We start from the raw sequence: 24,855 nt of genomic DNA, 5'->3' as shown, positions 1-24,855 counted from the left end.
AGGAAGAGCGTTCCGCGCTGGCGAGCAGACTATCCCGTGGTCGCTCCAAGAGGAAAGACCCTGCTCGCGAGCCGCTTCGAGCCGTTGCGCCCGGGAAACCGCTCGGATACGGTGACCACAGCGATCGCTCTCCTCATGTTCTGAAATGATCGGAGTTGGCGGATCGCTCATCCCATTCGACTCGACGACGAGGCGCACTCATGCTCAACCGCTCTCCCCGGCACGCTCGAGGCTCGCAGCCCGAGCCCCCCTCGCACAGCAGGCCGCACCGCAGGAAGGAGGGGAGGGGACGGACCCTCGTCGCGGCGACCGCGCTCGGCGCCCTGCTCGCCGCGGGGCTCACCCAGGTGCCGGCCGCCCAGGCCGCGCCCTCCGACGTCCAGGCCGTGACCATCACTGCGGCCGACGTCGCCGCCGCGGCGGAGAGCGTCAACGCGCTGACCTTCAAGGGCTTCGGCATCCTCTCCGCCAACTCCACCAGCGCGCTGCTGCTCGACTACAAGTCCCAGCACCCCGAGAAGTACTGGGAGCTGATCGAGACGCTCTTCGGCGGCGAGCACCCGATCATGACCACCATCAAGATCGAGATGGGCAACGACCGCAACACCTCGACCGGGCCGAACGTCGCGACGATGCGCTCGCGCGACGAGTACCCGAACGTGCAGCGCGAGCCCGGCTTCCAGCTGGCCGCGGACGCGCAGTCGGTCGCCGAGGGCGACGTGCACGTCAGCATCCTGCGCTGGAGCCGCCCGACCTGGGTCACCAGCGACGAGGACCAGTACATCTGGTTCAAGAACACCGTCCTGGCGGCGGAGCGCGAGTACGGGATCATGGTCGACTCGATCAACCCGGACACCAACGAGACCACGAGCCCGAACGCCGCGCTCTACAAGAAGTTCTCGACCTGGCTCCGCACCGACACCAAGGGCTACGAGGGCGCGAGCGCGCAGGACCCGAACAACGGCTTCGCCTCGGCGGACGAGGGGGAGCGCTACCGCGCGATCCGCACGGTCGCGGCGGACACGGTCGGCACTCCCCCGACCTCCTTCGGCGACCAGTTGAACTCGGCCACCGACTCCTCGCTCCGCGACGCCGTCGACGTCGTCGGCTTCCACTACTCCACGGCGGACGACGCGAACGGCAACCTCAAGAAGTTCGCGCAGACCTACGACAAGGAGATCTGGAACTCCGAGGGCCAGGCGACCTTCTCCAACTCCGCCGACCGCCCGAACAACACGAACCCCGACGGCCAGGGCGGCACCGGGACCGAGTTCGGCGGCACCAACAGTGCCCTCGAGATGAGCAACTGGGTCACCTCCGGCTTCGCGAAGTCGCTGCGCACCCTGAACATCTTCCAGCCCGCGATCGGCTCCTTCTACGACGGCTTCCAGTACTCCTCGAAGGAGCTGGTCAGCGCCCGCGACCCGTGGTCGGGCTGGCTGTACTACGACGGCGGCCTGGCCGCGGTCGAGCAGTACACGCAGTTCGCGCAGCTCGGCTGGGAGAACGAGGACAACACCGCGGGCGTCTGGCGCGGCATCCCACAGGCCTCCGGCAGCGCGCTCGGCGGCGGCAACCCGCCCAGCGGCGCGTCGACCGGCGCGGTGTCGTACACGACGCTCGCCGCGCCCGACGGCTCGGACTTCTCCACCGTGATCGTCAACGACAGCCCGTTCGAGAAGACCTACGCGCTCTCGGCGAAGGACCTCGACCTGGGCGCCGACCGCACGATGGAGGTCTGGGAGACCCGCGCGGCCGACGCCGGCGAGGCCTACGACGCGAACTACGTCGCGCCCGTGTCGGAGCTGTCCGCTGTGGACGGCGTCTACACGGTGACGGTGAAGCCCTGGTCGACGGCGACCGCGACCACGCTCGACCACGCGGCGAGCGCCGGCGGTGTCCTCACTCCGCGCGAGGGCTACGGCTCGACCCTGCCGACCTCGCCCGAGTACACCGACGCCGACGGCGGCCGCGACGTGCTCGACACCGACGCGAGCGGCGACGTCAACGGCGTCACCACCGACTCCTTCCTGTACGCGGACGACTTCGACTACGCCGAGGCCGCGGACATCCGCTCCTACGACCCGGCGACCGGCGCGCTGAGCGACTCGGGCGAGTCGTTCCTCGACAGCCGCGGCGCGAAGGCGAAGCCCGCCGGCACCCCCGCGGTGCAGCCGGAGGACGACGGCGCGATCCCGCGCTACACGAACGACACCAACGGCGCCTTCGAGTCGGTGGCCACCGGCGACGCCGCGCGCGACCGCGTGCTGCGCCAGCAGGTCGGCCCGGGCATGAACGGCTCGGCCTGGAACAGCGGCGACCCGAAGACGACGATCGGCGACTACCGCTGGGCGAATTACCGCGCCTCGGTCGACGTGCTCTTCGAGAACGGCGGCACCCCGTACGCGACGATCGGCGCCCGGGAGCAGGGCGGGACGGCCAACGGCCAGAACGTCTCCGCGGCCGAGCTGCGGGTCGACGCGACGGGCGCCTGGAGTCTGCTGCGCTACGGCACCTCCGTCGCGTCCGGCACCGCCTCGGCCACCCCCGGCACGGCGTTCCGCACCGGCACCGGAGTGTGGAACCGGATCGCCGTGCAGGTGGCGGGCGACCGCTACACCGCGTACCTCAACGGCGTGCAGGTCGCCGCGTACACCGACCCGGCGCCGCAGGCCGCGGGGCGCGTGCAGCTCGGCTCGGCGTTCACCTTCACGCAGTTCGACGACCTCGTCGTCGAGCAGGTGCCCGGCTTCACTCCCTACTACTCCACCGTCGTCGACGGCATGCACCAGACCAGCTGGAGCGACAGCTCGACGCCGATCCTCGAGTTCGACGAGCAGTGGACGCACGTCAACGGCCAGGGCATGTTCGAGTGGCAGCGCACGGCGTCGAAGAGCACCGGCAAGGGCGCGGCACTGACCTACTCCTTCACCGGGACCGGACTCGACGTCCTCGGCAGCAACACCGGGGCGGCGACCCTGAACGTCACCGTGGACGGCGTCCGGGTGGCGACGAACGCGCCGACCTGGGCGGCGGGCAGCGAGCGCACGGCGTTCCAGCTCCGCGGACTCGCGGACGGCGCGCACACCGTGGTGCTGGAGACGGCGAACGACGGCGTGCTCAACGTCGACGCGGTCGGCCTGGTCGTCGCGAACGCGGACTCGTCGGCGGTCGACACGACCGCCCTCGCGGCGGCGCTGGCGACGGCCGAGTCCTTCGTCGAGGCGGAGTGGAGCGCCTCCTCCTGGGCCCCGTTCGCGAGCGTCGTGGCTTCCGCGCGATCGGCGCTGGCCGACCCGGCCGGCTACGGCCTCGACGCGGAGGGGACCGCCGCTCTGGTGGCACGCCTCAGCCGGACCGCCGCGGAGCTCGTGCCCGAGGGCGTGAGCACCGACGTCCGCGACCTCGGCCTGATCGCCGGGACCGCCTCCGCCGGACTGCCGAAGACCGTGACCCTCGAGGGCGCCGAGCGCGCCGTGACCTGGGACGCGGGAGCCGCGCAGGCCCTCGCCGGGACGGCCGAGCTCGGCACGGTGCGGCTGACCGGCCGGACTTCCGAGAAGGTCGCCGGCGTCTTCCAGCGCTTCTCGGTGCCGCTGCTCGTGACTCCCGCCGACCTGCGCTACTTCGTCGACTCGGGGTCGAGCGGAGCCGCCGCCGGATCCGCCTACGCGGCCGTGAAGGCGAGCCAGCCGGGCGTCCTCAACGACGCCGCCGACCGGAAGTGGGACGGGGTCACCGCGGGGAGCACCTGGGGCTACTCGACCACGTCGACCGGCGCCGTCGTCCCGGGCAACCCCGCGGACTGGAGCTCCTCGTACGTGCCGGCCGACTTCGGCAAGCCCGTCGTGACGCACCTCACCCTGCCCGCCGGCACCTACGACGTCGTCGCCGTGCAGGCGCCGCGAGCCGGACTGACCACCAACGTCGTCTCGACCGTCACCGCGGCCGGCACGACGAAGCGCGCCACCGCGGTCTCGACCGGGGCGGCCACGCCGGTGCGCCAGCAGGTGACCCTCGCGGCGCCGGGCGTCGTGGACGTGTCCTTCGGGACCGACGGGACGAGCGGCTACAACGCGCGGCTCGCGCTGGTCTACGTCCAGAGCGTCACCCGCGACCTCGGCTACCAGGGCGCGCTCACCGCGAGCGCCGCGCTGCCGACCGCGCTCACGGTCGACGGCGCCTCCGTCGGCGTCACCTGGGACGCGGACTCCGCAGCCCAGACCCGCACCGACTACGCGCCGGTGACCCTGCGCGGGACGCTCGCGAACGGCGCGAAGGTGACCGCGCGCTACGAGATCGTGCCGGAGGGACTTGCCTACTACATCGACTCCGGCACCGCGGCGACCTCCTCGCCGCAGTACGGCGCGGTGCAAGCGGCCGTCCCGTCGCTGCTCAACGCCGTGTCGGACCGGGCCTCGACCGCCGCCGACCAGTGGGGCTTCGCGCCCGAGGGGATGAAGGTGAAGACCGGGACGGACGTCAACGACAAGTTCTCGACCGGTCTCTACCAGGACACGACGCAGCTGATCTACCGACTGCCGCTGGCCGCCGGGACGTACACGCTGACGGGCGGGTTCACCGAGTGGTGGGGCCTCAGCCGGACGATGAACCACACGGTCTCGGCCGGGGGTGCGGAGCTGGCCAAGGGCAACATCCCGCTGTCGGGCACGAACACGCCGCTGACCGGGGCGCTGACCTTCACGCTCGATGCGGCGACCACGGTGGAGTACCGGGTGACGAACGAGGGCGCGGGCGGCGAGAAGCCGGTGATCTCGTGGCTCGGAGTGGCCGCGGTCGCCCCCGCCGCCCCGGCGCTGCCGGACCTGGACGTGACGGTGCAGAGCCGGTGCGTCGCGGGCAAGGTGCAGCTGGGCGTCACCGCGGTCAACACGGCCGACGTGCCGGTGGGGATCACGATGACGACGCCCTACGGCGAGAAGGCGTTCACCGCCGTGGCTCCCGGCAAGAGCGCGTTCCACTCCTTCACCACCCGGGCGAAGGCGGTGCCGGCCGATGCGGTCGACCTGACCGTGACGGGGACCGTCGACGGCGAGGACGTGACGCGGGAGCAGAGCGAGGAGTACCCGGCCGCGAGCTGCTGAGGATCGGTGCGGGAGCCGGCGTCGCCTTCGTGAGGAGGGCGGCGCCGGCTCCGGCGTGTGCGGGGCCTTGCCGCCTGGGGTGCGCCTGTGTGAGTTCTCAGTGTCCACTCCACGGCGCTCGTGCGGGCGACGGTCGCGCCTACGGTCGAGCACGAGCACGACGGCGTGCGGCACTCCCCCTCGAGATCCGCTCCGACCGGAAGGCACGCCATGACCACCACGCTCGACCGCCCGACCACCTCGTCCACGGCCCGCCGCGGCGCGCTGCCGGGGGCCTCCGCCGGACTGCTCGTCCTCCGCCTCGCGCTGGGCGCCGTGTTCCTCGCGCACGGCTGGCAGAAGATCGCCGTCGACGGCCTCGCCGCGACGATCGAGGGCTTCGGAGCGATGGGGATCCCGTTCGCCGCCGTCCTCGCCCCGGTCGCCGCCTTCACCGAGCTGCTCGGAGGCGCCGCGATCATCGTCGGCCTGCTGACCCGGATCGCCGCCGCCGGCCTCGCAGTCACGGCGCTGGTCGCGCTCGTCGTCGTCCACCTGCCGGGCGGCTTCTTCGCGGCCACCGGCGGCATCGAGTTCGTCCTCGTCCTGGCCGCCGGCGCGGTGGCGCTCGCGCTGACCGGCCCCAGCCGCCTCTCGGTCGACGCGCTGCTGCGCCGCCGCCGCTGACCCCGGACCCTGCTGGTCGAGTAGCCCGAAGAGCAGCCCATGCTGGTCGAGTAGCCCGAAGGGCGTATCGAGACCCACCACCGCCGGCACAGTGGTCTGCAGGCTTTCGTCCCGACACTGGTGGATCTCGATACGCCCGCTGCGCGGGCTACTCGATCAGCATGGAGGGGCACAGTCCGCGACCACTGTGCATGACCAACCGCCTCATGCTGGTCGCGCATCCCGCAGGGCGACCCCTGCTGGCCGCACAAGCCGCAGGCGATTCATGCTGGTCGCACAAGCCGCAGGCGATTCATGCTGGTCGAGTAGCCGCCTCCGGCGGCGTATCGAGACCCACCACCGCAGAGACATCCGGGAGCGAGCCTCCTCCACAGCCGTCCACCTGACGGCGCTCTCCCCGACCGACCTGCATCCCCGCTCCGGTGTCGGTGGTCCCTGCTTGAATACGCGTATGACAGAGGACGAGACGGCAGCGGCACTCGCGGAGGTGCGCGACTGCTTCGACGGCGCCGCAGCCGACGAGCGCGCCACCTCCCCGACACGCCTCCGAGCAGCGGAACGCCTGCACCGCGGCTATCGCGTCGCGCTCACCGTTCCGGAGGCCTTCGCCCGCGGCGCGACCCGCAGCGAGACCCGCGACCTCGTCGAGCGCTCCCTCCGCGCCGAACTCGCAGTGGCGTTCGGCCTGTCCGAGCGGGACGTCTCCCGCCGCCTCGAGACCGCGCAGATGCTGATGGAGCACCTCCCCCTCACCCGCGCACTGCTGAGGGACGCGCGGATCCTCTGGGAGGTCGGCGAGGCGATCTGCAAGACCGCGAGCAGCCTCCCCGAGACCTCCCGCTCCGCACTCGACGAGCGCGCCGCCGACGCCGCCCTCACGATGACGACGACGCAGCTGCGCCGAGCCCTCAGCCGCTGGCGGGAGGAGCTGCACGAGCAGCCCCTCGCCCAGCGGCACGCCCGTGCCCGCGAGGACCGGGCCGTCTGGGTCACGCCCGACATCGACGGGATGGCCACGCTCTGCGTCTACGGCCCGGCGCCTGCCGTGATGGGCGCGCACGACCGGCTGCGCCGCATCGCCCGCACCCTTCGCGACGAGGGCGACCCGCGCACCCTGCAGCAGCTCAGCGCCGATGCGGCGGTCGATCTGCTCTGCGACGGCGACATCGTCGGCACGTCGCCGAACGCCGAGCACCGGCCCGACCCGACGTTCGTCCCCGGCATCCGCGCCGAGGTGCGGCTCGCGCTCGCGGCGTCCACGGCCGTCGGCCTCGACGACGCGCCGGCCGACCTCGACGGCTATGGGCCGGTGCCCGCGGAGATCGCGCGCGAGCTGATCCGCACAGCTGCGTCCTTCACACGGGTGCTCACCGACTCCGACACCGGGGCAGTCGTCTCGGTCGGCCGCACCTGGCGCGTCCCACCGCCACAGATGCGCCTGCACCTGCAGCTGCGGGACAGACCTGCCGGTTCCCCGGCTGCACACGCAGTGCATCGAGGGCCGAGGCGGACCACACCCTCGAGTGGCGCAACGGCGGAGAGACCTCCCTCGACAATCTCGTCTCGCTCTGCACGTCCCACCACCACGTGCGGCACGGAGAGCAGTGGAGCTACGACCGGGTCGACGACCACGGGACCCTCGTCTGGACGAGCCCGACCGGCCGGCGGATCAGCAACCGCCCGCCACCCCTGCCCGGGCGGCCGCCCGACCCGCCGCCGGGGCCTCGGTTCGACGATGCTCCCGCACCGTTCTGACGGTGGGTGGATCTCGATACGCCCGCTCCGCGGGCTACTCGATCAACATGGAGTGGGTGCACGGCGCGTCAGCGTGCCCCGACGCATGCTGGTCGAGTAGCGCGCAGCGCGTATCGAGACCCACCGTGACCAGGCATGCCCCCCGAGGCTCTGACGCGGGTGGATCTACAGGGAAGAGACGCCCGCAGAACATGCTGGTCGAGTACCCCCGCAGGGGCGTATCGAGACCCCACCACCGCATGAACGTCGGTCTCTTCCCCGCCCTGCAGCAGTGCGCGCAGACACATCGGCGTGCGCCACGGGCGTGCTGGTCGAGTAGCGCGCAGCGCGTATCGAGCGGCGAAGCCGCTTCGCGTCTCGGTGGTGAGGGAAAGGACGCGGCTGCGCCGCGTCATGGTGGTCGAGTAGCCCCGCAGGGGCGTATCGAGACCCGCCGTCGCCAGCAGGACGGGTCTGCAGACTCAGCGTCCTGACGGTGGTGGATCTCGATACGCCCGCTGCGCGGGCTACTCGATCAGCATGACGGGGCCGCTCTGCGGGCTACTCGATCAGCACGGAGGGCCCGCTCCGCCGCCTGGCCGAACAGCAGGGAGCCGACCGTGGGCAGCGCCCGTGCTGGTCGAGGAGCACGCAGCGCGTATCGAGACCCGGGGGGTCAGGCGCGGGCGGCGGCGAGGAGGGCGCCGAGGCGGGTGAGCTGGGCCGGGTCCTCGAGGGCGGAGCCGACGGCGGCGACGCGGACGCCGGCGTCGAGGAAGTCGGAGACGTTGGCGGCGTCGAGGCCGCCGGTGGCGACGAAGCGGATGCCGGGGAAGGGGCCGCGGATGTGCTTGAACCAGCCCGCACCGAGCCAGGTCGCGGGGAAGGCCTTCAGCCAGGTGAGGCCGAGCGAGGCGGCGAGCTGCACCTCCGAGGGGGTCGCGACTCCGGGCAGCAGCGGGAGGTCGACGGCGCCGGCCGCGGCGAGGATGCGCTGGTCGAGTCCCGGAGAGACGAGGTAGCCGGCGCCGGCCTCGCGGGCGAGGGCGACCTGCTCGGGGCGGACGATCGTGCCCGCTCCGACGGTCTTGCCGCGCTCGGCGCCGAGGCGCGCGACCTCGCGGAGGGCGACCTCGTCCTCCGCGGTCTGCAGCGGCACCTCGACCGAGTCGATGCCGAGGTCCCAGGCGGTGGTCGCTAGGGCGATCGAGCGCTCCACGCCCATTCCGCGCAGGATCGCCATCAGCGGGGCGCCCGCGAAGACCTCGTCGAACGGGCTCGCGGTCGGGGTGGTGGTGGTGGTCGTCGCGGTGGTGAACACAGTCATCGTCGTGCCGTTCTCTCGTCGAGGGAGTCGCCCGCCACGGCGAGGGTGAGGGCGGCGCGGTCGTGGCCGCGGCGCAGGCGCGCTCCGGGGTCCGCGCCCTGGAGCAGGGCGGCCAGGTAGCCACCGGCGAAGGCGTCGCCCGCGCCGACGGCGTCGAGCACCTCGACCTCGTGCGAGGGCTCGAAGACCGGAGCACCGACGTCCGCCGAGAACACCGTCGCGCCGATGTGGCCGTCCTTGACGACGAGCTCGGCGACGTCCGGGAACAGCGCGCGGACGTCCTCGGCGGTGCGGGTGCCCCACAGGGTCTCCGCCTCGTCGCGGCCGACGAAGACCACGTCGGCCAGCCGCACCAGCTCGGCGAGCACCGGCGCGGCATCGGCAATGCTCCAGAGCGCGGCGCGGTAGTTGACGTCGAGACTCACCGGGACGCCGAGCTCGCGGGCGCGCAGGGCGGCGCGACGGAGGAAGCGATCGGCACTCGAGGAGAGCGCCGCGGTGATCCCGGACAAATGCAGCAGCGCCACGTCGTCGAACGGCGCGGTGTCGGCGTCGGCGGTGTCGAGGTACGCGGCGGCCGAGCCCGCCCGGTAGTACGAGACTCCGCGGCCGGGGTCCTTCACGTAGACGCCGGTGGGATGCCCGGGGTCGCGGACGACGCGCGCGACGTCGATCCGCCGCGCCGCGAGCTGCCGGAGCACCCGCTCGCCCAGCGCGTCGGCACCGAGCCGGCTGTGCCAGCGCACCGGGACGCCGAGCGCCGCCGCGTGCGCGAGCACGTTCGACTCCGCACCGCCCGCATCGACGAGGAAGTCGTCCGCGTCGGCGACCGAGCCGCCGCAGGGCACCAGCACGGCCATGGTCTCCCCCATGGCCAGCAGCACCCCCGGACCGCCGGACGTCGGAGGCACCGATCCGGACGTCACGCCAGGTCCTTCACCGGCGCCGCATCCATGTCGTCGAACGCCTGGTTCTCGCCCGCCATCGCCCAGACGAAGGAGTACGCGGCGGTGCCGACGCCGGAGTGCAGCGACCAGCTCGGCGAGAGGATCGCCTGGCGGTCGGCCACGACGAGGTGCCGGGTCTCCTGGCGCTCCCCGAGCAGGTGGATGACTCGCGCGTCCTCGGGCAGGTCGAAGTAGAGGTAGCACTCGGTGCGGCGGTCGTGGGTGTGCGCGGGCATGGTGTTCCACATCGAGCCCTCGTGCAGGGTCGTCACGCCCATCACGATCTGGCAGCTGCGCACGCCGTTCTCGTGGATGTACTGGTTGAGCGTGCGGCGGTTGCTCGTCGCCTGCTCGCCGAGCTCGCGGACGGTGCCCTCGCCGGGCGCGACGAGAACGGAGGGGTAGCTCGTGTGCGCGGGGGCCGAGAAGAGGTAGAACTGCGCGCCGGTCCCGTCCGATCCGTCCTCGAACGCCACCGCCTCGATCCCGCGGCCCAGGTAGAGGCAGGCGCCCGACACCAGCGTGTACGTCTCGCCGTCCGCGGTCACCGTTCCGGTGCCGCCGACGTTGACGATCCCGAGCTCGCGGTGCTCGAGGAAGGTGTCGCTGCGGATCTCCTCGTAGCCGGTCAGCTCGAGGCGCTGCCCCGCGGGGACGGCGCCGCCGAGCACGATGCGGTCGTGGTGCGTGTAGACGAGCGTGATCTCGCCGGCGACGAACACCTCGGGGACGAGGTACTCCCGGCGCAGGTCCTCGGTGCTCATGCCGGGGATCTGCGAGGGGTTGGTGGCGTAGCGCTGCTCCATGTCGGATGCTCCTGTGTCGTCGTGCCGTGTCGTCGGGCGGTGTGAGAAGGGATGGGGGGCGCGGGTCAGCGCACGAGCCAGCCGCCGTCGACGGGGAGGATCGTCCCCGTGACGTAGGCGGCGGCGTCCGAGGCGAGGAACACGAAGGCCCCCTGCAGGTCCGCAGGGGTGCCCCAGCGGCCGGCGGGGATGCGCCCGCGGATGGCGGCCTCGCGGGCCGCGTCGGCGCGGATCGCGGTGGTGTTGTCGGTGGCGAGGTAGCCCGGGGCGATCGCGTTGACCGTCACTCCCGAGGCGGCCCACTCGCTGGCGAGCGCCTTGGTGAGCCCCGCGACAGCGTGCTTCGACGCGGTGTAGCCGGGGACGAGCACGCCGCCCTGGAAGGACAGCATCGACGCGACGGTGATGATGCGGCCCGAGCCCTGCTCGAGCATCCGCCGGCCGGCCGCCTGGCTGAGGTGGAAGACCGAGTCGAGGTTCACCTTCAGCACCTCGTCCCAGTCCGCGGTGCTGTGCTCGGCCGCGGCGGTGCGCTTGATCGTGCCGGCGTTGTTGACCAGCACGTCGATCCGGCCGAACTCGCCGACGACCTCGTCGATCGCGGAGTGCAGCTCGGCGGCGGTCGCGGTGGCGAAGTCGCGGCGGATCAGGAAGGCGCGGCGACCCAGCCCGCGGATCAGCTCGGCCGTCTCGCTCGCATCGCCGCGGTCGATCAGCGCGATGTCGGCGCCGACCTCGGCGAGCGCCAGCGCGGCGCCCCGGCCGATGCCCCGGCTGGTGCCGGTGACGGCGGCGACCCGTCCGTCGAGGCGGAAGGCGTCGAGGGTGAAGGCGTCGGCGGTCATGGTCGTCCCTTTCGGAAGGTCGTGGTGAGGGAGCCGATCCCGTCGACGCGGATCGTCACCGCGTCGCCGTCGGCCAGCGGGCGGTGCGCCGCGAGCGCCTCCGGCAGCTTCTGCGGGCTGCCCGTGGCGATCACGTCGCCCGGCTCGAGGGTCATCCCCTCGCTGAGGTGGTGGACGAGCGCCGCCATGCTGAAGACCAGGTCGGCGGTGCTCTGCGAGACGGTGACGACGCCGTCGCGGACGACCTCGACGCGGAGGTCGCCGGTGTCCGCGATCTCGTCGGGCGTCACGAGCCACGGCCCGAGCGGGGCGAAGCCGTCGGAGCACTTGCCGAGCGTCCACTGGCTGGAGCGGCCCTGCCAGGTGCGCTCGGAGACGTCGTTGATCACGGTGTAGCCGGCGATGTGGCCGGCCGCCTCCTCGAGCGGGATGTCCCGCCCCCCGCGGCCGATGACGAGCGCGATCTCGCCCTCGTAGTCGACGTCGGTCGCCGTCAGCGGCAGCGTCACCGGGTCGCCGGGGGCGCCGAGGGTGTTCGGCGTCTTGACGAACACGTCGGGCGTCGTCGGCACCGGCCGGTCCTCGCCGCCGGCGGGCACGTGCCCGCGGTAGTTGTAGCCGATGCAGAGGATCTTGCCCGGCACGACCGGCGGCAGGAGGCGGAGGGAGTCGAGCGGCACCGTCGCAGTGCCGACCGCCCGGGCCGCGGTCAGCAGCGCGCGGTCGGCGAGCAGCTCCGTGACGGTCGCGGTGCCCAGGTCCAGGACGCGGTCACCGTCGCCGTCGCCGTCGAGCACGACCCCGGTCCGAGCGCCCTCAGCACTCTCGAATCTGACGAGTCTCACCAGTAGGGCCGCCATTCCGGTCGCGAGACGCGCATGAGCGCCTCCAGGTAGAAGTAGTCGCCCCAGAGCGTGCCCTCGTCGACGCCGACGTTCTTCGGCAGGTCGTAGACGCTGTGCAGCAGGACGGTGTCGGCGGCCTCGGGGCTCTCGGGAGCGCACTCCCGGATCAGCGCCGCGAGGATCCGGTGCGCGGCGTCGCGCCAGCGCGCGGCGCACTCGGCGTCGGTCTCGACCAGAGCCAGCTCGAGCAGTCCGCAGACCGCGATCGCCGCCGCCGAGCTGTCGCGCGGAGCGTCGCTGCCCTCGGTGTAGACGAGGTCCCAGTAGGGGACGAGGTCGCGCGGCAGGTGCGCGAGGAAGTACTCGGCGCAGGCCCGCGACGCCTCCAGCAGCGCCTCGTCGCCGAGCACGCGGAAGCCCATCGCGAAGCCGTAGACGCCCCAGGCCTGCCCGCGCGCCCAGCAGGAGTCGTCGAACGCGCCCTGCTCGGTGCCGCCGCGCAGCGGCTCGCCGGTCTCGGCGTCCCAGTAGAAGGTGTGGAAGGTCGACGAGTCGGGGCGGAGGATGTTCACCCGCAGCGCCTCGACGTGCCGCGCGACGGCCTCGGCGTAGCGCGGGTCGCCGGTCTGCTCGCCGGCCCAGGTCAGCAGCGGCATGTTCATCAGCGAGTCGATGATCGTGCGGCCGCGCTGCTTCGGATCGCGCAGATCACCCCAGGCCTGCACGATGCCGGCCGTCGGCAGGAACCGCGTCATCAGGTGCTCGGCGGCCTCGAGCGCCGCGGTGCGGCCGAGCTCGTCGCCGAGCAGCCGGAAGGGCGCGACGCAGGAGAGCGTGTAGAGGAAGCCGAGGTCGTGGGTCTCCAGGTCCTCGCCCTCCCGCACGCGGCGGGCGAAGTCCTGCAGGTGGCCGCGCGCGGCGTCGAGGAAGACGTCCTCGCCGGTCGCCTCCCAGGCGATCCACTGCATCCCCGGCCAGAAGCTCGTCGTCCAGCCGCGGTTGGCGCCGGCGGCGAAGCCCTGCGCCGCGGGGCGGATCGGGTAGCGGCCGTCCGTGGTCGTGTCGTCGGGATACGCGGAGCCGAAGGCCCCGATCATCCGGCGGACGACCTCGAGGGCGTCCGCCACGGCCTGCTCGGTGGTCGTCCTCCCCGTGGTGGGTGGAGTGGTCGTCATGGGGAGAGTCCTTCGTGGGAGGTCAGGCCGCGACCGGCTGGTCGGCGGCGAGCGCGGGGCGGAGGGTGAACCGGGCGTTCGCCCAGACCAGGTAGAGGGCGGGAGCGGCCGAGACGCCGAGGGCGAGCGCGGGCGAGGCGGTGAAGAGGTACGCCTGGAACGCGAGGACCAGCAGCGAGACCACCGACAGGTGCCAGCGGCGGGCGGCGAGGAACACCGCCGCCTTCACGGCCTGGCGCAACGTCGATCCGCCCGCCTCCGCGAGGGCGACGAGCGCCACCGGGACGCAGCCGACCACGAGGAGGGCGATGACCGCGAGGAACGGGATGACGACCACGCCGATCTGCGTCGGCGCGAGGAAGCGCACGTCGACGAGCACCAGCACGACGACCGCGGTGGCGGCGGCCAGCAGCCAGACGGGGCGGCGCCAGCTCGCGCGCCACGCCCGCCAGAACGTCCGCACGACCGCGGTCTCGCCGCGCGAGTGCGCCGCGAAGACCGCGGCGGCGCCCATCAGGGCCGGCGCGCAGAGCGGCAGCGCCACCGCGAGCAGCGGCCAGGAGAGCACCGGATCCGTCGTCACCAGCAGCAGCACGAGCGGCAGGCAGGCGACCAGGAGCAGCACGTTCGTCACCAGGATCAGGTAGGCGACGCCGAAGAGCGAGGCGTAGAGGCCGTTCGGGATGCGGCGCACGATCAGCCCTTCAGTCCGCTGGTCGCGATGCCCTCGACGAAGTACTTCTGGCCGAGGAGGAAGATCACGGCGATCGGGACCACCGAGATGACCAGGCCCGCGAACAGCAGCGCGTAGTTGGCGTCGTAGAGCGTGCTGACGAAGCTCTGCAGCCCCAGCTGGATCGTCCAGAGGTCCGGGTTCCGCAGGTAGATGAGCGGTCCGAGGTAGTCGTTCCAGGTGGCGACGAAGGTGAGCAGGGTGAGGCTCGCGATCGCGGGGATCGACAGCGGCACCATGATCCGCGCCCAGATGCCGTACTCGCTCAGCCCGTCGATCCGCGCGGCCTCGGAGAGCTCCTCGGGGATCGTCTCGTAGAACTGCTTCATCAGGAACACGCCGAAGGCGCCGAAGGCCTGGATCAGGATGATCGCCCAGAGGGTGTTCGAGACCTTGAGGTTCGACAGCAGGATGAACTGCGGGATCATGTACGACTGCCACGGCACCGCGATCGTGCCGATGTAGACCAGGAACAGCACGTCGCGGCCCGGGAAGCGCATCCGCGAGAAGCCGTAGGCCGCGAACGAGCCGGTGACCACCTGCAGGATCGTGACGACGACCGCGAGCAGCAGCGTGTTCCGGATCCAGGTGAGCATGCCCGACTGGGTCCAGATCTGGACGTAGTTGCTCCAGACCCAGGTCTCCGGGAACCACTTCACCGGCACCGAGAAGACCTCGTTCGGCGTCTTCACCGAGCTCGTGATCATCCAGAAGAACGGCAGCAGCAGCGCGGCCGCGGCGATGATCATCACGGCGTAGCCGAGGAGGCGGCCGGCCTTGCGCGCCGGGGAGCGGCCGGCCTCCGTGCGGCGCGGCGGCAGCGGCTCGTTCACGCCGACGACGGTGGGAGCGCCGTCGGGGATGAGAAGTCCGGTCATCGGGACTCGCTCCTTCGGTTGAGGAAGAACTGGGCCAGCGTCACGAGGATGCAGAGCAGGAAGAGCACGACCGAGACCGCCGACGCGTAGCCGAACTGGTTCTCCTGGAAGCCCTTCTGGTAGATGAACTGCGAGAGCACGAGGGTCGCCTGACCCGGGCCGCCCTGCGTCATCACGAGGATCAGGTCGAAGATCTTGAACGAGTTGATGGTGAGCATCACCGTCACGAAGAAGGTGGTCGGCCGCAGGCACGGGATCGTCACGTTGACGAAGCGCTGCCAGACCGAGGCGCCGTCGACGCGGGCGGCCTCGTGCAGCTCCCGCGGCACGGTCTGCAGCCCGGCGAGGAACAGGATCATGTAGTAGCCCATGTCCCGCCAGGTGCTGATGATCACGACGGCGGGCATCGCCCACTCGGACGAGGTCAGCCAGCCGGGCGGGTCGGAGACGCCGATCAGGCCGAGCAGCTGGTTGATCGGGCCGTACTCCGGGCTGAAGAGCAGGTTCCAGACCACGGCGATCGCGACGATCGAGGTGATGTAGGGGAAGAACGCGGCGGTGCGGAAGAACGCGACGCCGCGGAGCTTGTTGTTGAGCAGCAGCGCGAGCCCGAGCGAGACGACGAGCGTCAACGGGATGTGCAGCGCCGCGTAGTAGAGCGTGTTCAGCAGCGCGATGCGGAAGCTCGCGTCGCCGATCAGGCGCTGGAAGTTCGCGATGCCGACCCAGTTCGCCTGACCGAAGACGTTCCAGTCGGTCATCGACATGTAGAAGAGGGTGATCACCGGCACGAGCGTGAGCGCGGCGAAGCCCAGGAAGTTCGGGAGGATGAAGGTCCAGCCGATCAGCATGTTCCGGACGGCGTACGCGGAGCGTCGTCGTCGGGGCGGCAGGGGCGACGGCGTCGGCGGAGTCGACGGGCCGGCGTCCGCGGCGGCGAGGGTCGTCATGAGACCTCCAGGGTCCGAGGGGGGAAGAAGAGGGGGCGGTGGCCGGCCCGCTCGGGGCCGGCCACCGCGGGGAGTCAGTTCGTGCCGACTTCGTTCTTCACGCGGTCCTCGGCGGTCTTCACGGCGTCATCGAGGCTCGTCGAGCCCGACATGACGGCGGTGTGCAGGTCGAGGAGCACGTTCTGGACGGCGGCCGTCTTGGCCGAGGTCGGGTTCTCCGGCTTGGTGTCGTGCGTGGACCAGGCGAACTTCGAGACCTCGTCGGTCGGCGCGCTGTCGACCGCGAAGTAGGTCTCGGCGACCGCGTCGCTGGTCAGCGCGGGCGTGATGCCGAGGGAGGCGACGACCTCCGCGCCCTCCTCGCTCGACGCGAACTCGAGGAACTCCTTGGCCGCGGCCTGCTTGCCCGAGTCGATGCCGGCGTTGATGCCGAAGCCGGTCGGGTCGCCGAAGGTCACGGGGGTCTGGTCCAGGCCGGTGGTCGACTCGTCGAACTGCGGGATCGGCGCGAAGCCCCAGTCGAAGGTGTCGGAGTCGCCGGACGCCTGCTGGGCGATCAGCGACGCGACGAACCAGGTGCCCATCGGCATCATCGCGGCGTTCTGCTTGCCGAACTCGGCCTGGTAGGTGAGCTTGTTCGCGACGATCGTGTTGTACTCCGCCTGCGCACCCGCGTCCTGGAGCGCGAGAACGCGCTCGTAGTAGGGCTCGAGGTAGCCGTAGTCGGCGTCGAGGATGTCGATGTCCGGGGTCTGCGCGCTCGCGAAGCCCTGCACCGTCGACTGCCAGCTGTGCTCGTAGGTACCGGCGGCGCTGCTGCCGGCCGCGGCGAGCGCCGTGGTCAGCTCCTCGGCGGTGGCCTCGTAGTCGTCCCAGGTCCAGGTGCCGTCGGGGTAGGCGACGCCGGCCTGGTCGAAGAGGGCCTTGTTGTAGAAGAGGACCCAGGAGTCCTGGCGGTAGGGCGCGGCCCACTGCTTGTCGTCGACCTGGTAGGCCTCCACGCCGCCGAGGTCGTCGGGCAGCTCGATGTCCGAGACGTCGAGGAGCTGGCCGCCGGCCTGGTAGGTGACGACGTTCTTGACGTTCTTCTGCGTGACGATGTCCGGACCGCTGCCGGCCGCGAGGTCCGCGGTCATCAGGGTGTCGTAGTTGGTCGCGTCGTACTCCTTGACCTCGATCGTGACGTCGGGGTCCTTCTCGTGGAACGCGTCGGCGAGCGCCTGGAACTCCGGCGTCGTGCTCAGGCTCCAGCCGGAGAGGCTGAGCGTGATCGGGCCGTCGGCCGCGGGGGCGTCAGCGCCACCGCCGCCCGAGCAGGCGGTGAGGGACAGGGCGGCGACCAGGGCCACTCCGGCTGCGGTCAGTCTTCTCTTCATGCGTGCTGCTCCTTTGCATCTGCGTCCGGGACTCCACCTCGGGTCCTCGGGTACCGGAGCTGCCGAGCGGCGCGTCCGGAATCTGGGAGTCGGTGCTCGGTGACGAGGCCGTCGGGCCAGGTCGCCGTCACGGACAGGGCGTCGCCGTCAGTGGCGACGTCGACCGACGCGGGGCCCGCGGAGAGGGGCTCCGCTCCGGCCGTCTCTTCGGCGGTGAGGCCGACCAGCGCGACGACGAGGGCGTCGACCTCCGCCGGGAGGGTGAGCGTCGGCACGCCGACCGCGGGGCCGAGCGGGCTCGCGCCGTCGCGGGCGACGACCTCGGGGAGGGCGCGGGGGGTGAGGGCGCTGGGGGTGAGGAGGGTCAGGGTGCTGGTGAGGACCCCCGCGGTTGCTCGGGCCGTCGTGCCGTCCGCGGTCGCGTCGATCCGCTCGCCGGCCGTCGCCCAGCCCCCGATGCGCAGCCGCAGCTGCTCCGGGCGCACTCCCTCAGCGAGCTCATCGACCCGCACGAGGCGCAGCTCCCACGGGCCGCGGACCAGCGAGTGCACGCTGATCCGGCCGGCGACGCGGACGGCGCCGCGCAGGCCCTCGCCGTGGCGGTGGCTGCTGCGCTCCGGAGAGATCCAGTGCGCGTCCCAGCTCGAGCCGGCCACACCGACCCGGCCGTCCGCGTCGAGGCGGACCTCGGTCAGCGTCATGCCGGTGCGGTGGGTCGCGTCGTCCGCGGCGTCGATCAGCGCGACGCTCTGCTCGAGCGCCTCCGCCCAGCCGCGCTCGTCGAGCAGCGGCGCGGTGGCAGTGGAGTAGCCCAGGCGGGCGTAGAGCGGGGAGTCGCCGGTCGTCGCGCCGGGCAGGGCCTTGTCGGTGCCGTGGTTGACGACGCGGACGATGCCGTCGGCGTGCGTGCCGGAGACGATCCAGCCGGGCGAGACGATCGCGCGGAGGTCGTCGCCCTGCTCGATCGGGAGCAGGGCGGCCGGGAGCGGCTCCGTCGGCGCGGACCAGACCGGGTGCTCGGCCGGGAGCAGGATGCCGAGCATGCCCTTGACCGCCCAGTACGGCGAGCCGGGGCCGGAGTAGGACTGCGCGAGCTCGCGCCACGGGTCGTGCCAGCCCATCGAGAGCAGGCCGTCCTCGCCGGGCGCGCCGTTCTCGGCGAAGTGCCCGACGATCGCGCTCGCAGCGCGGCGCAGCCGACCCGGGGAGTGCGAGGGCACCTCGGCGATCACGCCGGCCCAGAACGGCGCGGCGGCGGCGAAGCGGTAGATCAGGCTGCGGCCCTGCAGCAGCGGCGAGCCGTCGCCGCCGACGAGCGCGAGGGCGTCGGAGAGGTAGCGGTCGAGCCGGGCGACGTCGGCGGCCGCGCGTGGGGCGGCCAGCTCGGCCGCGCCGGACATCCGCGCCCAGAGCACCGGGTACACGTGCAGGGCCCAGCCGACGTAGTGGTCGAAGGCGCGCTCGGCGCCGTCGGCGAGCCAGCCGTCCTCGCGGACGAAGGAGTCGTGCCGGGCGAGATCGGCGGTCATGTCCTGCATCGACCACGGGCCGCCGACCGAGCGGAGGAAGGTCTCGACGACCAGGCGGAACCAGACCCAGTTGGTCTGCGGGTACGTGTCGTCGCCGACGACGGGGGCGAGGTAGTCGACGACGCGCTGCTGAGTGCGGGCGTCGAGGCGGTCCCAGATCCAGGGCCGCGTGAGGTCGAGCACCAGCGCGATCGACGCCGCCTCGACCTTGGCCTGGGCGTGCTCGTCGATCCGCACCCAGCGGTCCTCCGCGTCGGGGTCGACGCCGGTCTCGACGCCGCGGCGGTAGAAGTCGATCAGCTCGTCGACGCCCTCGCCGCGCGCTCCGGCGATGCGGAAGCCGGCGAGCAGGAAGGTGCGGGCGAAGCCCTCGAGGCCGTCGACCGCGCGGCCGTAGCCGCCCTCGGCGCCGGGAAGCGTGATCCGGCCGTGGCCGGCGCTGGCGTAGGGAGCCACGGCGGCGAGGAGCGCGTCCGCGACGGCGAGCCAGTGCTCGCGCGTCCAGTCGGCGCGGAGGTTCCCCTCGTCCACGGTGGTTCTCCTTTGAATCGTGACGTCCGCCCCGCCTGAGCGGTGCTGAACAGAACAGGACTATACATACGTAAATCGATCACCTCAAGGATTTGGTTGAAGCAAAATGATTGATTATGATCAGTTGCATGCCCCTGCACCCCGCCCCGGCATCGTCGCCGGGCGTGATCGAGTCCTTCCGCGGCCCGCTCGCGGCCGCGTTCTCGCCCGACCGTCCGCTCTCGGCGCGCGGGCTCCTCCTCTCTCCCGAGCAGTCGCTGCCGGTGCCGACCGCCGCCGACCGGGACGCCTGGGCCGCGGCCGACGCGCCGACCCTGGCCGCGCTCGCCGAGCGCGCCACCGCCGACCTGCTCGTGCCGTGGCCGCAGCCGCTCGCGAGCCAGGCCGTGCGCGTGCACCGCGACGGGAACCGGGACGGCTGGGAGCAGCGCGCGTTCGAGCGGCAGCGTCGCCTGAGCCGCGCAGTGCTGCTGGCTGCGAGCACCGGCGGCGGCACTGCAGACGCCGACTTCTGGCTCGACGAGGTCGCCGACGGCGTGCAGCTGCTCTGCGAGCAGAGCTCCTGGTGCTGGCCGGCCCACGACGACGCGCTCCGCCGGCACGGCTCGGTGCTCGCCGACGTCGCCGACCCCTTCCTCGATCTCGGCGCGGGCGAGGTCGCCGGCCAGCTCGCCTGGCTCGACCACGTCCTCGGCGAGCGCCTCGACGACCGCTACCCGGGGCTGCGCCGCAGGATCCGCCGCGAGACCCGCGAGCGCGTGCTCGCCCCGTTCCTCGCCCGCGACGACTGGCACTGGCTGGGCCTGGACGGCGACGTGCACAACTGGAACCCCTGGATCACCGGCAACGTGCTGGTCGCCGCGCTGCGCCTGCTCGACGCGCCGGGCGAGGAGGAGGAGCGCGCCGCCGTCGTCACCCGCGCCGTCGCCGCACTGGACCGCTACGTCGCGGTGCTCCCGGAGGACGGCGCGATCGACGAGGGCTACGCCTACTGGTGGAACGGCGCCTGCCGCGCCCTCGAGGCGCTCGACGTCCTCGCGCACGCGACCGGCGGCGCCTGGGACGCCTCGGCCGTGCCGGCGCTGCGCGCGACCGTCGCCTTCCCGCACCGCTCGCACCTCGGCGGCGACTGGTACGTCGCGCACGCCGACGGCCAGGCCCTGCAGTCGCGCGACCAGCCCTGGCACGCGGTGCACCGGGCCGGCCGCCGGGTCGGCGACACCGCGGCGATGGCGCACGCCGCCGCGCAGCGCTCCCCCGGCGCACCCGCCGCCTTCGAGAAGGAGGGACTCGGCCGCCTGCTGCGCGGAGCGACCGACCCGCTCTGGACCGCGGCGCCCACGGCGCACCCGCCGCTCCCGCGCGAGGTCTGGCTCGAGTCCGTCCAGGTGCTCCTCGCCCGCACGACCGCAGGGTCGGCGGAAGGTCTGACCCTCGTCGCCAAGGGCGGCCACAACGCCGAGCACCACAACCACAACGACGTCGGCGCGTTCCAGGTGGCGAGCGACGGCGTGCCCGTCGTCGTCGACGCCGGCCGCCCCACCTACACCGCCGCCACCTTCGGCCCGGAGAGGTACGGCATCTGGACGATGCGCAGCGAGTGGCACAACCTGCCCGTCGTCCGCGGCCTCGGTCAGCCGCCCGGGCGGGAGGCGGCCGCGGTGGACGTCTCCGTCGCGCTGAGCGAGTCGTCCGCCGCCTTCTCCGCCGAGCTCGCCGCCGCCTACCCCGGGACGGGCCTGCGCTCCTGGCGCCGCACCGTCTCTCTCGACCGCCCCTCCGCAAGGGTCGTGCTCGAGGACCGCTGGGACCTCGCCCCGTGGGACGATCAGGACGATGAGCCCGGCACCGCGATCCGCCTGCTCCTCGCGGGAGACGTCGTGACCGAGCGCGGAGCCGCCCGGGTCCGCCCGCTCGGTGGCGCGCGGCCGCTCCGGATCGCCTGGGACGCGGCCTGCGAGCACCAGACCGTCGTCCGCGAGCTGGACGATCCGATGCTCTCGAGCGTCTGGGGCGAGCGGCTGACGCTGCTGGAGATCGACGCCACCGCGCGCAGGGAGCTGCGGATCGCGATAGACCTGGACCCACCGATCGGAGACCCACGATGAGCGACCAGACCCAGTCCCCTCCCCTCGCCGCCGAGCGACGGGCGCACATCCTCGCGGCGCTGGGCGTCGACGGCGCCGTCCGCATCTCCCAGCTGACCGAGGCGCTCGGCGTGGCGACGGTCACGCTCCGCCGCGACCTCGTGCAGATGGAGCGCGAGGGCCTGCTCAGCCGCGTGCACGGCGGCGCGGTCGTCGTGTCCGGGTCGGCCGGCCATACGGCACCCGCTCCGGAGGCGGAGGAGGTCAAGCTCGGCTCGATCGCCGTCCTGGTCCCCTCGCTCAACTACTACTGGCCCGGCGTGCTGCACGCGATGGAGGCGACCGGCCGCAGCCTCGGCTACGACGTCGTCCTGCGCGGCGCATCCTACGAGCTGCAGGACGAGCGCCCGGTGCTCGAGCGCCTGCTGCGCTCCGGCGACGTGCGCGGGCTGATCGTCGCTCCCAACACCGACACCGAGCACTCGGGCGACGTCCTCCGCTGGCTCGCCGACTGCGGCGTCCCGTCCGTCCTCGTCGAGCGCGACGCCGTGCTCGAGCCCGAGGGCACGCCCGCCGAGTCGGTCACCACCGACCACGCGCTCGGCGCCGTGCTGGCCGCCCGCCACCTCGCCGAGCTCGGTCACCGCAAGGTCGGCCTGATCCTGTCGCGGAACTCGCCGACCTCGCGCAAGATCGCCGCGGGCTGGCTCTCGGCCTGCGAGGCGCTCGGCCTCACCCCCGCCGACCACTTCGAGGAGACCCTGCCCGACCGCGGCAGCGCCGACTTCTCCGAGGTGGTCAATGCGGCCCTCGAGACGGCGCTCGAGACCGGCGTCACCGCGCTGCTCGTGCACTCCGACCCCGAGGCGATGGCGTTCGTCGATCTGGCGCTCAACCGCGGCATCTCGGTGCCCGGCGACCTCTCGGTGATCGCCTACGACGACGAGGTCGCCCAGCTGTTCACGCCCGCGCTGACCGCGGTGAGCCCGCCGCGCGCCGGCGTCGGCGAGGCCGCGGTCCGGCTGCTCGTGCAGCGGATCGAGGACCCGGAGCGGCCGGTGCACCGCGTGCAGCTCAACCCGAGCCTGATCGTGCGCGCCTCGACGGCGGCGCCCGGCCGACCGGCGGACGGGCAGCCGGACGGCGCGCGGTGATCGATCGCCACGAGCACTCGCCGTGGGCGTTCTGGGCCGAGGCCTCGCCGGAGCAGCGGGCGCGCCAGCTCGCCCTGCAGCGCGAGCTGCTTTCCGCGCACGACGGCTGGACGATCGGCGCGGACTGCTTCGTCGCGGAGTCGGCCGCGGTCGACCCCGAGCGCCTCGTGCTGGGCGACCGCTCGTACCTCGCCGCCGGCGCGTACCTCACGGGTGACGTCGAGATCGGCTCCGACTGCTCGCTGAACGCCTACACGGTGGTGCGTGGGAGCGTCGTGCTCGGCTCGGCCGTGCGGATCGGCGCGCACACCTCGATCCTCGGCTTCAACCACTCGATGGAGCCCGGCACCGAGGTGTTCCGCCAGCCGCTGAGCTCGCGCGGCATCCGCATCGGCGACGACGTCTGGATCGGCTCGCACGTGGTCGTGCTCGACGGCGTGACGGTGGGCGATCACGCGGTGCTCGCCGCAGGCGCGGTCGTGACGAAGGACGTGGCGGCCGGTGCGGTCGTCGGCGGCAACCCGGCGCGGCGGCTGCGCTGGCGGGTGCCGCCCGTCGCCGCGGAGGTCTCGGACGCCGCGCGGCTGGCGGATCGGGCGCGCGAGGAGATCGAGGGGATCCTCCGCGGGGCGCTCGTCGACGACGGGCCGGCACTCGGCGACGGACCCGCGTTCCGCGACGGATCCGCCTTCCTCGACGGACCTGCACTCCACGACGGACCTGTACTCAGCGACGGGCCCGCACTTTACGACGGGCCCGCCTTCCGCGACCGGCCGGGCGCCGCCCCGACCGACCGCGCGCTCGGTGACGCGGTCGAGCTCGCCGACCTCCTGCTCGGCACGCCGCCTCCCGGAATCGATCCCGCCGCGGTCGTCGCGCGGCTCCGCAGGCTGCCGGTCCCGGGGAGGGACCTCTGGACCGATCCGGAGGCCGCGTACCGTGTGCTCAGCGCGGGCTACGCGCTCGACCTGCTGGGGTCGGGGTTCGCGGAGCCGCTCCGTGCCGTGACCGAGGAGACCCCCGAGGGCCTGATCGCGCGGCTCGACGGGCTGCGCTGGCGCGACGACCCGTGGAACGCCGGCCACCACGTCGACGCCCTCGGCACCGCCCTGCACTGGACGCGCCGCCGCGGCGACCCGATCCCGGTCGGCCTCGAGGAGGCGCTCTACGGCTGGCTGCTCACCCGCGCCGATCCCCGCAGCGGCATGTGGGGCGAGGCCTCGGCCGACCGCGGGCTGCTCCTGCTCGTGAACGGCTCGTACCGTGCGACCCGCGGCACCTTCGTGCAGGACGGCCGCCCGCTCCCCTACCCCGAGGCGGTCCGCGACACCGTCCTCCGGCACGCCCGCGACGACCGCTGGTTCCGGCCCGAGCGCGTCGACGCCTGCGCCGCCCTCGACCTCGTCCACCCGCTCTGGCTCACCCGCGGCACCGGCTACCGCGCCGCCGAGGTCGAGCCCCTGGCGCGGACCCTGCTCGCGCAGATCCTCGGCCAGTGGCGCCCCGGCCGCGGCTTCGCCTTCCGCCTGCACGCCGCCGACGCCGGCCTCCAGGGCACCGAGATGTGGCTCGCCGTCCTCTGGTACCTCACCGACCTCCTCGGCGCCTCCGACGCCCTCGGCTACCGCCCCCGCGGCGTCCACCGCCCTGAGCCGGCCCCGCCCCGCTGACCCGCGGCCCGCGCAGCGGCCTGCTGATCGAGCGGCCCGCGCAGCTTCATGCTGATCGAGTAGCCCGCGCAGCGGGCATATCGAGATCCACGCGTCCGGCAGGGTAGGTCTCGATACGCCGCCGCCGGCGCCTACTCGACCAGCAGGTGTCGGCCCACGAGTGGACTCGAATCGGGGCCCGACAGAGGGCCAGACCCCGATACGCGTCCCCTCGCGCACATCACCGCCTCCGACTGGACGCGCACCGGGGCCTGCTCGGGCCGCGAGGCCCCTCACGGGTCCGTTCGAGGATTCATGCTGATCGCGCAGCCCGCAAAGCGGGCCCCACCCCTGCTGATCGCGTAGCCCGCGCAGCGGGCCCCACCCCTGCTGATCGAGTAGCCCGCAGAGCGGGCGTATCGAGATCCACCACCGTCAGGACGCTGAGTCTGCAGACCCGCCCTGCTGACGACGGCGGGTCTCGATACGCCCCTGCGGGGCTACTCGACCAGCATGAC

Annotated in this window: 17 protein-coding genes and 1 pseudogene; 7 read left to right on the top strand and 11 right to left on the bottom strand. The window is 72.8% G+C overall.

Features of this window, described 5'->3' with window-relative positions:
* Window positions 1–200: 200 nt before the first annotated feature.
* The 4 genes and pseudogenes from HQQ86_RS15050 (at window position 201) to HQQ86_RS22115 (ending at window position 7,526) form a co-directional block, all read left to right on the top strand.
* Window positions 201–5,105: a family 16 glycoside hydrolase gene (locus HQQ86_RS15050; RefSeq protein ID WP_173289069.1), complete on the top strand. Its 4,905-nt coding sequence runs from the start codon at window positions 201–203 to the stop codon at window positions 5,103–5,105.
* Between the two features lie 210 nt (window positions 5,106–5,315).
* Entirely contained in the window at window positions 5,316–5,771 is a 456-nt protein-coding gene (locus tag HQQ86_RS15045) for a DoxX family protein (protein ID WP_173289068.1), read from the top strand.
* 265 nt (window positions 5,772–6,036) lie between these two features.
* Window positions 6,037–7,218, top strand: a pseudogene (locus tag HQQ86_RS15040) (DUF222 domain-containing protein); the annotation flags it as partial.
* Complete coding sequence (locus HQQ86_RS22115; protein WP_367948699.1) at window positions 7,182–7,526, top strand: HNH endonuclease signature motif containing protein; 345 nt, start codon at window positions 7,182–7,184, stop codon at window positions 7,524–7,526. The pseudogene HQQ86_RS15040 and the gene HQQ86_RS22115, both read left to right, overlap by 37 nt.
* Window positions 7,527–8,181: 655 nt before the next feature.
* Here HQQ86_RS22115 and HQQ86_RS15035 read toward each other — a convergent pair.
* The 11 genes from HQQ86_RS15035 to HQQ86_RS14985 all read right to left on the bottom strand — a co-directional run bounded on the left by HQQ86_RS15035 (window position 8,182) and on the right by HQQ86_RS14985 (window position 19,447).
* The gene (locus HQQ86_RS15035; protein WP_173289066.1) at window positions 8,182–8,832 is read right to left on the bottom strand and encodes a bifunctional 4-hydroxy-2-oxoglutarate aldolase/2-dehydro-3-deoxy-phosphogluconate aldolase; all 651 of its coding nucleotides are present in this window, start codon (window positions 8,830–8,832) and stop codon (window positions 8,182–8,184) included.
* Window positions 8,829–9,758: a sugar kinase gene (locus HQQ86_RS15030; RefSeq protein ID WP_367948673.1), complete on the bottom strand. Its 930-nt coding sequence runs from the start codon at window positions 9,756–9,758 to the stop codon at window positions 8,829–8,831. Before HQQ86_RS15030 ends, HQQ86_RS15035 begins: the two co-directional genes overlap by 4 nt.
* Entirely contained in the window at window positions 9,755–10,585 is an 831-nt protein-coding gene (kduI, locus tag HQQ86_RS15025; RefSeq protein ID WP_173289065.1) for a 5-dehydro-4-deoxy-D-glucuronate isomerase, read from the bottom strand. Before kduI ends, HQQ86_RS15030 begins: the two co-directional genes overlap by 4 nt.
* A 65-nt stretch (window positions 10,586–10,650) precedes the next feature.
* A complete protein-coding gene (locus HQQ86_RS15020; protein ID WP_173289064.1) occupies window positions 10,651–11,430 on the bottom strand; it encodes an SDR family oxidoreductase in 780 nt (259 codons plus the stop codon).
* Window positions 11,427–12,275 (bottom strand): fumarylacetoacetate hydrolase family protein, encoded by an 849-nt coding sequence (locus HQQ86_RS15015; RefSeq protein ID WP_367948672.1) that lies wholly within the window; start codon window positions 12,273–12,275, stop codon window positions 11,427–11,429. The genes HQQ86_RS15020 and HQQ86_RS15015 overlap by 4 nt, the downstream gene beginning before the upstream one ends.
* Window positions 12,272–13,450: a glycoside hydrolase family 88 protein gene (locus HQQ86_RS15010; RefSeq protein WP_173289062.1), complete on the bottom strand. Its 1,179-nt coding sequence runs from the start codon at window positions 13,448–13,450 to the stop codon at window positions 12,272–12,274. Before HQQ86_RS15010 ends, HQQ86_RS15015 begins: the two co-directional genes overlap by 4 nt.
* A 22-nt stretch (window positions 13,451–13,472) precedes the next feature.
* Entirely contained in the window at window positions 13,473–14,144 is a 672-nt protein-coding gene (locus HQQ86_RS15005; RefSeq protein ID WP_173289061.1) for a ferredoxin-NADPH reductase, read from the bottom strand.
* A 2-nt stretch (window positions 14,145–14,146) separates the two neighbouring features.
* Complete coding sequence (locus HQQ86_RS15000; RefSeq protein WP_173289060.1) at window positions 14,147–15,061, bottom strand: carbohydrate ABC transporter permease; 915 nt, start codon at window positions 15,059–15,061, stop codon at window positions 14,147–14,149.
* Window positions 15,058–16,011 carry a carbohydrate ABC transporter permease gene (locus tag HQQ86_RS14995; RefSeq protein WP_173289059.1) on the bottom strand — a complete coding sequence of 318 codons (954 nt, stop codon included), beginning with the start codon at window positions 16,009–16,011 and terminating at the stop codon, window positions 15,058–15,060. The genes HQQ86_RS15000 and HQQ86_RS14995 overlap by 4 nt, the downstream gene beginning before the upstream one ends.
* Window positions 16,012–16,085: 74 nt before the next feature.
* The gene (locus tag HQQ86_RS14990) at window positions 16,086–17,387 is read right to left on the bottom strand and encodes an extracellular solute-binding protein (RefSeq protein WP_173289058.1); all 1,302 of its coding nucleotides are present in this window, start codon (window positions 17,385–17,387) and stop codon (window positions 16,086–16,088) included.
* On the bottom strand, window positions 17,384–19,447 hold the full coding sequence (locus tag HQQ86_RS14985) for a DUF2264 domain-containing protein (RefSeq protein ID WP_173289057.1): 2,064 nt from the start codon (window positions 19,445–19,447) through the stop codon (window positions 17,384–17,386). Before HQQ86_RS14985 ends, HQQ86_RS14990 begins: the two co-directional genes overlap by 4 nt.
* Before the next feature lie 128 nt (window positions 19,448–19,575).
* Here HQQ86_RS14985 and HQQ86_RS14980 point away from each other — a divergent pair, with 128 nt between their 5' ends.
* Genes HQQ86_RS14980 through HQQ86_RS21815 form a run of 3 tightly spaced genes read left to right on the top strand, consistent with a single transcriptional unit; the run spans window position 19,576 to window position 24,358 of the window.
* Complete coding sequence (locus HQQ86_RS14980) at window positions 19,576–21,555, top strand: heparinase II/III family protein (RefSeq protein WP_173289056.1); 1,980 nt, start codon at window positions 19,576–19,578, stop codon at window positions 21,553–21,555.
* On the top strand, window positions 21,552–22,688 hold the full coding sequence (locus tag HQQ86_RS14975) for a substrate-binding domain-containing protein (protein ID WP_173289055.1): 1,137 nt from the start codon (window positions 21,552–21,554) through the stop codon (window positions 22,686–22,688). Before HQQ86_RS14980 ends, HQQ86_RS14975 begins: the two co-directional genes overlap by 4 nt.
* Window positions 22,685–24,358, top strand: a complete 1,674-nt coding sequence (locus tag HQQ86_RS21815; protein ID WP_173289054.1) for an acyltransferase — start codon at window positions 22,685–22,687, stop codon at window positions 24,356–24,358. The genes HQQ86_RS14975 and HQQ86_RS21815 overlap by 4 nt, the downstream gene beginning before the upstream one ends.
* Window positions 24,359–24,855: the final 497 nt, after the last annotated feature.

This window comes from Rathayibacter sp. VKM Ac-2857, from assembly GCF_013205025.1.
Classification (GTDB): Bacteria; Actinomycetota; Actinomycetes; order Actinomycetales; family Microbacteriaceae; genus Rathayibacter.
Note: the sequence above shows the minus strand (reverse complement) of the source record. Positions and strands in the feature narration are given on the sequence as shown.